This is a genomic window from Citrobacter sp. wls827 (genome assembly GCF_005280875.1).
Taxonomy (GTDB): Bacteria; Pseudomonadota; Gammaproteobacteria; order Enterobacterales; family Enterobacteriaceae; genus Citrobacter; species Citrobacter youngae.
The window spans coordinates 449,212-461,219 of the sequence record NZ_SZWR01000001.1 but is presented as its reverse complement, the minus strand read 5'-3'; the positions used below and the strand labels follow the sequence as shown (position 1 = coordinate 461,219).

The 12,008-nt window shown below is 53.6% G+C and carries 14 protein-coding genes; 10 read left to right on the top strand and 4 right to left on the bottom strand.

Features of this window, described 5'->3' with window-relative positions:
• The 4 genes from secD to FDX03_RS02160 all read left to right on the top strand — a co-directional run.
• Positions 1-1,740 (top strand): protein translocase subunit SecD (secD, locus tag FDX03_RS02175; RefSeq protein ID WP_170973085.1); only part of this gene is annotated, 1,740 nt, incomplete at its 5' end.
• A gap of 10 nt (positions 1,741-1,750) precedes the next feature.
• Positions 1,751-2,722, top strand: a complete 972-nt coding sequence (gene secF, locus FDX03_RS02170; protein WP_003021550.1) for a protein translocase subunit SecF — start codon at positions 1,751-1,753, stop codon at positions 2,720-2,722.
• A 169-nt stretch (positions 2,723-2,891) separates the two neighbouring features.
• Positions 2,892-3,257, top strand: a complete 366-nt coding sequence (locus FDX03_RS02165) for a VOC family protein (RefSeq protein ID WP_061067415.1) — start codon at positions 2,892-2,894, stop codon at positions 3,255-3,257.
• 23 nt (positions 3,258-3,280) lie between these two features.
• Positions 3,281-3,973 carry a YafY family protein gene (locus FDX03_RS02160; RefSeq protein ID WP_137345411.1) on the top strand — a complete coding sequence of 231 codons (693 nt, stop codon included), beginning with the start codon at positions 3,281-3,283 and terminating at the stop codon, positions 3,971-3,973.
• A 45-nt stretch (positions 3,974-4,018) separates the two neighbouring features.
• On the opposite strand, the gene FDX03_RS02155 is transcribed toward FDX03_RS02160, so the two are convergent.
• Positions 4,019-4,882: a nucleoside-specific channel-forming protein Tsx gene (locus FDX03_RS02155; RefSeq protein WP_003021561.1), complete on the bottom strand. Its 864-nt coding sequence runs from the start codon at positions 4,880-4,882 to the stop codon at positions 4,019-4,021.
• Between the two features lie 298 nt (positions 4,883-5,180).
• A complete protein-coding gene (locus FDX03_RS02150; RefSeq protein ID WP_137345410.1) occupies positions 5,181-5,720 on the bottom strand; it encodes a DUF3251 domain-containing protein in 540 nt (179 codons plus the stop codon).
• A gap of 154 nt (positions 5,721-5,874) precedes the next feature.
• Here FDX03_RS02150 and nrdR point away from each other — a divergent pair, with 154 nt between their 5' ends.
• The 6 genes from nrdR (at position 5,875) to pgpA (ending at position 9,982) form a co-directional block, all read left to right on the top strand.
• Positions 5,875-6,324, top strand: a complete 450-nt coding sequence (gene nrdR, locus FDX03_RS02145) for a transcriptional regulator NrdR (protein ID WP_016152032.1) — start codon at positions 5,875-5,877, stop codon at positions 6,322-6,324.
• Between the two features lie 3 nt (positions 6,325-6,327).
• Positions 6,328-7,431 carry a bifunctional diaminohydroxyphosphoribosylaminopyrimidine deaminase/5-amino-6-(5-phosphoribosylamino)uracil reductase RibD gene (ribD, locus tag FDX03_RS02140; RefSeq protein ID WP_137345409.1) on the top strand — a complete coding sequence of 368 codons (1,104 nt, stop codon included), beginning with the start codon at positions 6,328-6,330 and terminating at the stop codon, positions 7,429-7,431.
• A 90-nt stretch (positions 7,432-7,521) separates the two neighbouring features.
• The gene (gene ribE, locus FDX03_RS02135) at positions 7,522-7,992 is read left to right on the top strand and encodes a 6,7-dimethyl-8-ribityllumazine synthase (RefSeq protein WP_003021575.1); all 471 of its coding nucleotides are present in this window, start codon (positions 7,522-7,524) and stop codon (positions 7,990-7,992) included.
• 19 nt (positions 7,993-8,011) lie between these two features.
• Positions 8,012-8,431 carry a transcription antitermination factor NusB gene (gene nusB, locus FDX03_RS02130; RefSeq protein ID WP_000801129.1) on the top strand — a complete coding sequence of 140 codons (420 nt, stop codon included), beginning with the start codon at positions 8,012-8,014 and terminating at the stop codon, positions 8,429-8,431.
• 77 nt (positions 8,432-8,508) lie between these two features.
• The gene (gene thiL / locus FDX03_RS02125) at positions 8,509-9,486 is read left to right on the top strand and encodes a thiamine-phosphate kinase (protein ID WP_048212437.1); all 978 of its coding nucleotides are present in this window, start codon (positions 8,509-8,511) and stop codon (positions 9,484-9,486) included.
• Positions 9,464-9,982: a phosphatidylglycerophosphatase A gene (gene pgpA, locus FDX03_RS02120; protein ID WP_003021578.1), complete on the top strand. Its 519-nt coding sequence runs from the start codon at positions 9,464-9,466 to the stop codon at positions 9,980-9,982. Before thiL ends, pgpA begins: the two co-directional genes overlap by 23 nt.
• A 102-nt stretch (positions 9,983-10,084) precedes the next feature.
• On the opposite strand, the gene yajO is transcribed toward pgpA, so the two are convergent.
• Together yajO and dxs are read right to left on the bottom strand one after the other, a co-directional pair.
• A complete protein-coding gene (gene yajO, locus FDX03_RS02115) occupies positions 10,085-11,059 on the bottom strand; it encodes a 1-deoxyxylulose-5-phosphate synthase YajO (RefSeq protein ID WP_137345408.1) in 975 nt (324 codons plus the stop codon).
• A gap of 56 nt (positions 11,060-11,115) precedes the next feature.
• A partial coding sequence (dxs, locus tag FDX03_RS22940) for a 1-deoxy-D-xylulose-5-phosphate synthase (protein ID WP_249356969.1) occupies positions 11,116-12,008 on the bottom strand: 893 nt, incomplete at its 5' end.

Below are 12,008 nucleotides of genomic sequence, written 5' to 3'. Positions count from 1 at the left end.
ATCACTGGCGTGCGCGGTGCCGCCGCCAGTGAGCAAACGCTGATCCAGGTCCAGAAAACGTTACAAGAAGATAAAATCACACCTAAGTCTGTGGCTCTGGAAGAGGGTGCTATTCTCGCGCGCTTCGACTCCACTGATACCCAACTGCGCGCACGTGAAGTGTTAATGGGCGTGCTGGGTGATCAATACGTCGTGGCGCTTAACCTTGCTCCGGCAACCCCGCGCTGGCTGGCAGCCATTCACGCAGAACCGATGAAACTCGGTCTTGACCTGCGTGGTGGCGTTCACTTCCTGATGGAAGTGGATATGGATACCGCGCTGAGTAAGTTGCAGGAACAAAATATCGATAGCCTGCGCAGCGATCTGCGTGAAAAAGGCATTCCTTATACTACCGTTCGCAAAGAAGATAACTACGGTCTGAGCATCACTTTCCGTGATAGCAGCGCCCGTGATGAAGCTATCTCTTACCTGAGCAAGCGTCACCAGGATTTGGTTATTTCCAGCCAGGGCAGCAATGCACTGCGTGCTGTAATGACCGATGCGCGCCTGAGCGAAGCCCGTGAGTACGCGGTACAGCAGAACATCAACATTCTGCGTAATCGTGTTAACCAACTGGGTGTTGCTGAGCCGGTGGTACAACGTCAGGGTGCTGACCGCATCGTGGTCGAACTGCCGGGTATTCAGGATACCGCGCGTGCGAAAGAAATTCTGGGCGCAACCGCAACGCTGGAGTTCCGTCTGGTAAACACCAACGTTGACCAGTCCGCTGCAGCATCGGGTCGTGTTCCGGGTGATTCGGAAGTGAAACAGTCTCGTGAAGGTCAGCCGGTTGTGCTGTACAAGCGCGTGATCCTGACCGGTGACCATATCACCGACTCCACTTCCAGCCAGGACGAATACAATCAGCCGCAGGTTAACATCTCGCTGGATAGCGCGGGTGGTAACATCATGTCCAACTTCACCAAGGACAACATCGGTAAGCCGATGGCGACCCTGTTCGTGGAGTACAAAGACAGCGGTAAGAAAGATGCTAACGGTCGCGCCGTGCTGGTGAAACAGGAAGAGGTGATTAACATCGCCAACATCCAGTCTCGCCTGGGTAACAGCTTCCGTATCACCGGTATCAACAACCCGAACGAAGCGCGTCAGCTTTCTCTGCTGTTACGTGCCGGTGCGTTGATTGCGCCGATTCAGATTGTGGAAGAACGTACCATCGGCCCAACCCTGGGTATGCAGAACATTAAACAGGGTCTGGAAGCGTGTCTGGCCGGTCTGGTGGTGTCTATCCTGTTCATGATCTTCTTCTATAAGAAGTTCGGTCTGATCGCGACGAGTGCGCTGATTGCTAACCTGGTGCTGATTGTCGGTATTATGTCGCTACTGCCGGGCGCAACGCTAAGTATGCCGGGGATTGCGGGGATCGTCTTAACCCTTGCCGTCGCGGTCGATGCGAACGTACTGATCAACGAACGTATCAAAGAAGAGTTGAGTAACGGGCGTTCGGTGCAGCAGGCCATCAACGAAGGTTATGCGGGCGCATTTAGCTCCATCTTTGATGCGAACATTACGACGCTGATCAAGGTCATCATCCTGTACGCAGTTGGCACCGGGGCAATTAAAGGGTTCGCGATTACTACCGGTATTGGTGTGGCGACGTCGATGTTTACCGCGATTGTCGGTACACGTGCCATCGTAAACCTGTTGTATGGCGGCAAGCGCGTCAAAAAGCTGTCAATCTGAGGAGTGCGAAGTGGCACAGGAATATACTGTTGAACAATTAAACCACGGCCGTAAAGTCTGGGACTTTATGCGCTGGGACTACTGGGCTTTCGGCATTTCAGGTTTCCTGCTGATTGCGGCCATCGTGGTGATGGGCGTACGCGGGTTTAACTGGGGTCTCGATTTCACCGGTGGTACGGTTATTGAAATCACGCTGGAAAAACCGGCCGATATGGACGTGATGCGCGATGCGCTGGAGAAAGCGGGCTTCGTTGATCCACTTCTGCAGAACTTCGGCAGCAGCCACGACATTATGGTACGTATGCCGCCAACTGAAGGTGCAGACGGCGGTCAGGTGCTGGGCAGCAAAGTGTTGAGTGTGATTAACGAATCCACCAACCAAAACGCCGCGGTGAAGCGAATTGAATTCGTGGGTCCGAGCGTGGGGGCTGATCTGGCGCAAACCGGTGCGATGGCGCTAATGGCAGCGCTGATCTCCATCCTGGTGTACGTCGGTTTCCGCTTTGAGTGGCGACTGGCGGCAGGGGTGGTTATTGCTCTGGCGCACGACGTGATTATCACACTTGGGATCCTGTCGTTGTTCCATATCGAGATTGACCTGACTATCGTCGCATCACTGATGTCGGTAATCGGTTACTCGCTGAACGATAGTATCGTTGTATCTGACCGTATTCGTGAAAACTTCCGCAAAATTCGTCGCGGTACGCCTTACGAAATCTTTAACGTGTCACTGACTCAAACGCTGCACCGTACGTTGATTACGTCCGGTACAACGTTGATGGTTATTCTGATGCTGTTCCTGTTCGGTGGTCCGGTACTGGAAGGCTTCTCGCTGACGATGCTGATCGGTGTGTCCATCGGTACCGCATCCTCTATCTACGTGGCATCGGCGCTGGCGCTGAAGCTGGGTATGAAGCGTGAGCACATGCTGCAGCAGAAGGTCGAGAAAGAAGGGGCGGATCAGCCGTCAATTCTGCCTTAACCCATCAAGAGTGGAAATACTGGAATCCCGATCGCAAGGTCGGGATTTTTTTTGCCTGTGAATTAGCGACAGGCAATTATCTTTTCCTGTCGCCACACTACTGACAGTATGCTGTCAGTAGCCCTGTCTTATAGTCCTTCTGAGATTACCCACACAGGCAGGAGGAAGTATGAGCAACGTAATTAATTGGTTTGAAATCCCCGTAGCACAAATGGATCGCGCCATCGCTTTTTATGAACCAGTGATGCAGGTTTCTTTGCGTCGGGAGAACATGGACTGCGCTGAGCTGGCCGTATTTCCGCATCAGGATCCCGCTCCTGGCGGTGCACTGGCTAAATTTGACGGTATTACGCCTTCAGCGCAGGGCGCTATTATTTACCTGCATACGGACGATTTGGCTGCAACGCTTGAACGCGTCGCCATCGCTGGCGGCCAGTGCGTGTTTGGCCCGCTTGAACTGGGGCAAGACATTGGCACGATTGCGCTGTTTACTGACAGCGAAGGCAATCGCGTTGGTTTACATCAACCCGCGTAATTTTTTCAGGACTGACGATTAATATGACCAGACGCGCCGACCGCTTGTTTCAGATTGTACAAATCCTGCGTGGCAGGCGAGTGACAACGGCGGCGCTGCTGGCAGAACGTCTGGAGGTGTCTGAACGGACGATTTATCGCGATATCCGCGATCTCTATTTATCCGGCGTGCCCATTGAAGGCGAAGTGGGTAGTGGATACCGCTTAATGGCGGGGTTTGATCTGCCGCCGTTGATGTTAACCCAGCACGAATCAGAAGCGTTGATGGTAGCGATTCGGTTGCTGAAAACATGGGGCGGGGATTCACTCTCACAGGCGCTGGAATCAGCACAGGAAAAAGTGTTGGCGATATTGCCGCCAGAGAGTCGGCGCAGAGCCGAGCAAACGCGGATTTTCGCACCTGATTTTGGTAATCAGCCGCATTCACGCAGTGCGTTCGATCTCATTCATCGCGCGGTTTCGGCGCAGCAGGCGCTGGCGCTGCATTATCGCGATGAGTCCGGGAATCTCTCCTGGCGCGACGTTCAGCCGCTGGGATTATTTTTCTGGGGCGAGCACTGGCTGCTCGTTGCCTGGTGTGAAAAACGTGACGATTATCGCTGTTTTCGCGTTGATCGTTGTCTGAAGATCACGCCGCTTAACAGGTATTTTCGCGAATCAGCGGATCGATCGCTAAGTGACTTTTTACGTAAAGTACGCTGTGAAGACCGGCCATAAAAAAGCCAGCGGTTAAGCTGGCTTGTCTGCGATAGATTGGCTGGATTAGAAGTTGTAACCCACAACAAGGTAACCACCCCAACCGGTAGATTTCGCGCTGAAATCGCCTTCGCCCCAGTTCAGAGTGTCGCCACCTTTCCACTGGCCGCCGTTGTGGAAGTAACGCGCCACTACGGAGTAGTGCCAGTGATCGTAGTTCAGCGCCAGAACGTGGCTGGAAGCGATAGAGTTGCTGGTGCGGTTCGGATCGTCACCCAAATCTGAGCCCCAGTCGAAGTTGGTGAAGCCGATGTAGGTCAACTGGCCGCCCCATACCTGGGTGATCGGCACAAAGTATTTCACTTTGAAACGGTAGCCATCCCACTCGTTTTCGTTGGATGCGCCATAGTTCTGCCACTGGTATTTAGCATACACGTTCAGAGACAGACCCATCGGCAGACCGGTATCGATATCGGTACCCAGACCCATATACCAGGTGCTCTGGCGGCTGGCTTTGTTATCACCCATATCGTAGATGTAGTTGTTGGCGAAATACCATTCTTTGAACGGACCGAAGCTCAGGTCAGCGCCGGTCAGCTTGTCGATGGAGAAACGCGGTTCGATTTCCATAAACAGCGGGGAACCGTCAGACCAGATACCTTTATCGTTGCCGTTACCCCAGTCGAAGGTTTTAGGAATATCGATGTAGCCATAGAAGTCAAACCAGTCTTTTTTGGCAAACGCTTCATATTCCAGATACACGTCGTTGTTCAGTTTCGGGGAGAAACGGGTGTGGTAGCTACCCACCACGTTGACGCTCTGGTGCCACCAGTCGGACAGATATTGCGGTTTGTCATTTTCTGCCGCGTTGGCAGTAAAAGACGAGGAGAGCGCCAGCACTGCACCGGCTGCAAGTAATGTTTTTTTCATATGTATGCCACTGTTTGAAATCCCTTTCGGGAGTGAAAAATGCGCAATTTGCGTTTCTAAATATTTCGTAATTCTTCGGAGCCTATTATAAAAATCATTGTTCACAAAAATATGTCTTGTTTCACAGTTCTATCATTTGCGTAATCGATTGCGTTCACGTTTGCGTACTTTAGGCGGCGAATTGTACTGGCTCCGGTGAATGTTGCCAAGTTTTACCGGAAATATCGCTTATGTCAGAGGAGTAACAAAATGGGCGGGAGTGATGTTGCGGAACGCACAAAAACGTTCCGCAAAAAGTTTATTGACTAACAGGTTGGATGTCGTGGATGCGAACAAAACCTAACTGATCTGGAGACAGTCCGTTTAACTGCAATGGAATGTCTACATCACTGGGGGCAAGAATACTTGCCGGGGCGTTGACCAATTGGTTGTGAACGTTCACTTCCTGATAGTTGTCCGTGGTGCCCTGAATTTGCCCGTATTCGACGGTGGCGCTAAAGGCGGGTAAAGGCGTGTTGGATTCACCCTGAATCCGCAGCGTCAGGCGCGTACCGTCGGCGTTCGGCGCAATATTTATCAGCGACATACGTAACGTGCCTATCTGGCTGTCCAGTCGGGCAGGGGTTTTGGAACCTGGCAGCAGATAGACGCCGCTGGTTGATTTTGCGTTCAACATATTTTGTTGAGTAATTTTTACCGTTTCCTGATTTAGCTGCGCCATCTCTTTATTCAACGTGCTAACACTTTGATGCATCTGGCGTACTTCGCTTTGCTGTGCGCAGGCGCTTAGGCTAAAGAGACTTCCCACCAGGAGAATTCTTAGGTAACGTCTTGTCATTGTGATTACTTCCTTTATTGTCGCGATAGCATAATGGTAGTGCGCACTGAGCGCGAAGGCATCGATCCTTTGTCTCAAAAGCGTTGCGCCTTTGTTGTCACGCCAGTTCAGGGTAAAATAGATTCCGGTCAACCACTGAGGTACAGGACGCCGTATGCATTGCCCATTCTGTTTCGCCGTAGACACTAAGGTAATTGACTCTCGTCTTGTCGGCGAGGGCTCCTCAGTACGCCGCCGTCGGCAGTGTCTGGTCTGTAACGAACGTTTCACCACTTTTGAAGTGGCTGAACTAGTCATGCCGCGCGTTGTGAAAAGCAACGATGTGCGTGAACCCTTTAATGAAGATAAGCTGCGCAGCGGCATGCTCAGAGCGCTTGAGAAACGTCCGGTCAGCTCTGATGACGTCGAAATGGCGTTGAACCATATCAAATCACAACTGCGTGCGACTGGCGAGCGTGAGGTGCCGAGCAAGATGATTGGCAACCTGGTGATGGAGCAGTTGAAAAAACTCGATAAAGTCGCCTACATCCGCTTTGCTTCGGTTTACCGGAGTTTCGAAGATATCAAAGAATTTGGCGAGGAGATTGCTCGCCTACAGGACTAAGCCATGCAGGATGAATTATACATGGCGCGCGCGCTGAAGCTTGCTGCGCGCGGACGTTTTACCACTCACCCCAATCCCAACGTGGGCTGCGTGATTGTTAAAGATGGGGAGATCGTCGGTGAAGGGTATCATCACCGCGCGGGCGAACCACATGCCGAAGTCCATGCCCTGCGGATGGCGGGAGAAAAAGCGCAAGGGGCAACGGCCTATGTGACGCTTGAACCCTGTAGTCATCATGGCCGTACGCCGCCGTGCTGCGATGCGTTGATTGCCGCAGGCGTGTCACGTGTGGTTGCCGCGATGCAGGATCCTAATCCGCAGGTCGCAGGACGTGGGCTCTATCGTTTGCAGCAGGCGGGCATTGATGTCAGCCACGGGCTGATGATGAGCGAAGTTGAGCAACTGAATAAAGGCTTTCTCAAGCGCATGCGTACGGGATTCCCGTATCTGCAGCTTAAGCTTGGCGCCTCGCTTGATGGCCGTACGGCGATGGCCAGCGGTGAAAGCCAGTGGATTACCTCACCACAGGCGCGCCGCGATGTGCAACGTTTACGCGCGCAAAGCCATGCCATTTTAACCAGTAGCGCTACGGTGTTAGCCGACGACCCTCAGCTTACCGTGCGTTGGTCGGAGCTTGGGGAGTCTACCCAGGCGAGTTACCCGCAGGAAGAGCTGCGCCAGCCAATCCGCATTGTTCTTGATAGCCAGAATCAGGTCACGCCGGAGCATCGTATTGTGCAACAGCCAGGAGAAACCTGGATTGCCCGGACTAAAGACGACCCTCGCAGCTGGCCGGAAACGGTGCGTAGCCTGAAGGTACCGGAACATAACGGGCATCTGGATCTGGTGGCGCTGATGATGCAACTGGGCAGGCAGCAAATTAACAGCATTTGGGTTGAAGCAGGCCCAACGCTTGCTGGCGCGTTATTGCAGGCCGGCGTGGTCGATGAGCTAATCGTGTATGTTGCGCCTAAACTGTTAGGCAGCGATGCGCGAGGATTATGTGTGCTTCCAGGCCTTGAGAAACTGGCTGACGCACCCCATTTCAAATTCAATGAGATACGCCAGGTGGGCCCGGACGTTTGCCTGCATTTAACGACTGCGTGAGGCTTTCTGATTTAGAGGAAGCAGCGCACAGAATATTATGATAAAATCCGCCCCCCTTACGGGGCTATAAATCGAACCCGAAGGAAGAATATGAACATTATTGAAGCTAACGTTGCTACCCCGGACGCTCGCGTCGCCATCACCATTGCGCGTTTCAACAACTTTATCAATGACAGCCTGCTGGAAGGTGCGATCGACGCCCTGAAACGTATTGGTCAGGTTAAAGATGAAAACATTACCGTTGTTTGGGTTCCAGGTGCCTATGAGCTGCCGCTGGCGGCTGACGCTCTGGCGAAAACCGGTAAATACGACGCGGTGATTGCGCTCGGTACGGTGATCCGTGGCGGTACCGCGCACTTCGAATATGTGGCTGGCGGTGCAAGCAATGGCCTGGCGCATGTCGCTCAGGACAGCGGCATTCCGGTAGCCTTCGGTGTTCTGACCACCGAAAGTATTGAACAAGCCATCGAACGTGCTGGCACTAAAGCCGGCAACAAAGGCGCAGAAGCTGCACTGACTGCGCTTGAAATGATTAATGTATTGAAAGCCATCAAGGCCTGATTTTTGTAAGGGGAAATCCGTGAAACCTGCTGCTCGTCGCCGCGCCCGTGAGTGTGCCGTCCAGGCGCTCTACTCCTGGCAGTTGTCCCAGAACGACATCGCTGATGTTGAATACCAGTTCCTGGCGGAACAGGACGTAAAAGATGTCGACGTTCTGTATTTCCGTGAACTGCTGTCCGGGGTGGCGACTAACAGCGCGTACCTGGATGGCTTAATGAAGCCTTACCTGTCTCGCCTGTTGGAAGAGCTGGGTCAGGTAGAAAAAGCCGTGCTGCGTATTGCGCTGTTTGAACTGTCTAAACGTAGCGATGTGCCATACAAAGTGGCCATCAACGAAGCGATTGAACTGGCGAAAACCTTCGGCGCTGAAGACAGCCACAAATTCGTCAACGGCGTACTGGATAAAGCAGCACCTGTGATTCGCCCCAACAAAAAGTAATTCCGAGGCCGGTCGGATGGTGGAACATGTTTCCGCTATCCCCGGCTTTTTCTTTTTTTTCTGCTGAGGCATAACGTATGGCATGCGGCGAATTTTCCCTGATTGCCCGTTATTTTGACCGCGTAAGAACCTCTCGTCTTGATGTCGAAACCGGTATTGGTGACGATTGCGCACTTCTGAACATCCCTGAAAAACAGACGCTGGCGATCAGTACCGATACGCTGGTAGCTGGTAACCACTTCCTCCCTGACATTGATCCGACCGATCTCGCCTGGAAAGCGCTGGCGGTGAATTTGAGCGATCTGGCGGCGATGGGGGCGGACCCTGCATGGCTGACGCTGGCGCTCACGTTACCTGACGTCGATGAAGCCTGGCTTGAAGCCTTCAGCGATGGCCTGTTTGAACTGCTGAATTACTATGATATGCAGCTGATTGGCGGTGACACCACGCGTGGGCCACTGTCGATGACGTTGGGTATCCATGGCTACGTCCCTGTAGGACGGGCCTTAAAACGCTCCGGAGCGAAACCGGGAGACTGGATTTATGTTACCGGTACGCCGGGAGACAGCGCGGCGGGGCTGGCGATTTTACAGAATCGGTTGCAGGTTGGAGATGCAAAAGACGCAGACTATCTGCTTAAACGTCATCTGCGGCCAACGCCGCGCATCCTGCAGGGACAAGCCCTGCGCGATCTGGCGAGCGCCGCTATCGATATTTCCGACGGCCTGATCTCCGATCTGGGGCATATCGTTAATGCCAGCGGCTGCGGCGCGCGGGTTAACGTTGATGCGCTGCCTTACTCTCCGGCATTTGCCCAACACGTGGAATCGGAACAGGCGCTGCGCTGGGCGCTCTCGGGTGGTGAAGATTATGAGTTATGCTTTACCGTACCGGAAATTAACCGTGGCGCGCTGGACGTGGCGCTGGGGAATCTCGGCGCAGCGTTTACCTGTATCGGGCAGATGAGCGCGGATGTGGAAGGCATTCACTTTACGCGCGACGGAAAACCCGTCACGTTCGACTGGAAAGGATATGACCATTTTGCCGCGCCTTAAAAAAGATGTCGCCAAAAGTCGCCTGAGTATGCGCAACCCGTGGCACTTGTTGGCCACCGGTTTTGGCAGCGGACTGAGTCCAATTGTTCCTGGCACCATGGGATCGCTGGCGGCGATCCCATTTTGGTATTTAATGACGTTTCTGCCGTGGCAGCTGTATTCGCTGGTGGTCATGTTGTCTATCTGTATTGGCGTTTATCTGTGCCATCAAACGGCGAAAGATATGGGCGTGCACGATCACGGCAGCATTGTCTGGGACGAGTTTGTCGGGATGTGGATAACCCTGATGGCGCTACCAACCAACGACTGGCAGTGGGTTGCCGCGGGTTTTGTGATTTTCCGTATCCTGGATATGTGGAAGCCGTGGCCGATTCGTTGGTTCGATCGCAACGTGCATGGCGGGACGGGGATCATGATCGACGATATTGTGGCCGGAATACTCTCTGCCGGAATTTTGTATTTTATCGGTCATCACTGGCCGGTAGGGATTATTTAACCCTTTTGGGGGCTGTTGTAGGCCCGATAAGCGTCGCGCCATCGGGCAATCAGTGCTGGATGCGTTATGCTTATCCGGCCTACAATTAGCAATCGCCAATGCTTATTTAAATCCCACCACCGGATGCTGTTTGTACGGCGTTTCCAGCTCGGCTACCTGCTCTGGTTTCAGCGTTAAATCCACCGCATTAAGCAACTCATCCAGCTGTTCCTCACGCGACGTACCGATAATCGGCGCTGCCACACCGGGTTTACTCAGTAGCCAGGCCAGCGCAACCTGTGCACGCGTGACGCCTAATTCTTCACTGATACCGGCCAGCCGTGCGGCAATTTGCGCATCGTTTTCATCGCTCTCGTTGTACAAATTTTTACCGACTTCATCAGAAACCAGACGTGCCGTCGTTTCTCCCCACGGGCGCGTCAGGCGACCACGCGCCAGCGGACTCCATGGGATCACCGCCACACCTTCCTGATAGCAAAGCGGCAGCATTTCACGTTCTTCTTCGCGATAAATCAGGTTGTAGTGATCCTGCATGCTAACGAACTGTGCCCAGCCGTGTTGTTTCTGCAGGGCCAGTGCCTGAGCAAACTGCGAAGCGTGCATGGATGAGGCGCCGATATAGCGCGCTTTACCGGCTTTCACTACGTCGTTTAGAGCCTCCAGGGTTTCTTCAATAGGTGTGTTGTAATCCCAGCGGTGAATTTGCAGGATGTCGACATAGTCCATACCCAGACGTCTGAGGCTGTCGTCGATTGAGCGCAGGATTTGTGCGCGGGATAATCCTTCCGGCAGGTCGTCAACCTGATGAAAAACCTTGGTGGCGACCACGACATCTTCGCGGCGGGCAAAATCACGCAGCGCGCGACCGACAATCTCTTCGCTGCTGCCAGCGGAGTAGCTGTTGGCGGTATCAAAAAAGTTAATACCGCCCTCAAGGGCATGTTTGATTATCGGACGGCTACTTTCTTCCGGTAGCGTCCAGGCGTGATTGCCGCGATTGGGTTCGCCAAACGTCATGCAGCCCAGACAAAGGCGGGAGACCCGAAGGTCGGTTTTTCCTAAGATGTTGTATTGCATAAATTCGCTCCTGCTTAGCGTGTTATTCATTAAGCATAGCAGGAGCGAGGGGGGGATTATGCCAGCCAGGCCTTGATTTTGGCCTCAATTCCGGTGGCATTCAGGCCCAGTTCGGCGCGAGCCTCGTCCTGAGTTCCCTGGGGAATGAAGAAATCAGGCAGGCCAATATTCAGTACCGGAACTGGCTTACGATGTGCCATCAGTACTTCGTTTACGCCGCTGCCAGCACCGCCCATAATGGCGTTCTCTTCAATGGTGACCAGCACGTCGTGTTGGGCGGCCATTTCCAGGATCAACGTTTCATCCAGCGGTTTCACAAAGCGCATATCGACCAGCGTGGCGTTCATCGACTCTGCGACCTGAGCGGCTTCCGGCATCAGGGTACCGAAGTTGAGAATTGCCAGTTTCTCCCCGTGATGTTTCACTATACCTTTCCCGATAGGCAGTTGTTCCAGCGGGGTCAACTCTACGCCCACCGCGTTACCGCGCGGGTAGCGCACGACCGTTGGACCGTCGTTGTAGTGATAGCCGGTGAACAGCATTTGGCGGCATTCGTTTTCATCACTCGGGGTCATGATGACCATTTCCGGGATGCAGCGCAGGAAGGAGAGATCAAACGCCCCTTGATGAGTTTGTCCATCTGCGCCAACAATCCCTGCCCGGTCGACAGCGAACAGGACCGGCAGTTTCTGAATGGCGACATCATGCAGCACCTGATCGTACGCGCGTTGCAGAAAAGTAGAGTAAATCGCCACGACCGGCTTATAGCCGCCAATCGCCAGACCGGCAGCAAACGTCACCGCGTGCTGCTCGGCAATCGCCACATCGAAGTAGCGGTCCGGGAATTTACGGGAAAACTCCACCATGCCGGAGCCTTCGCGCATTGCCGGGGTGATCGCCATCAGCTTATTGTCTTTCGCCGCGGTTTCGCACAGCCAGTCACCGAAGA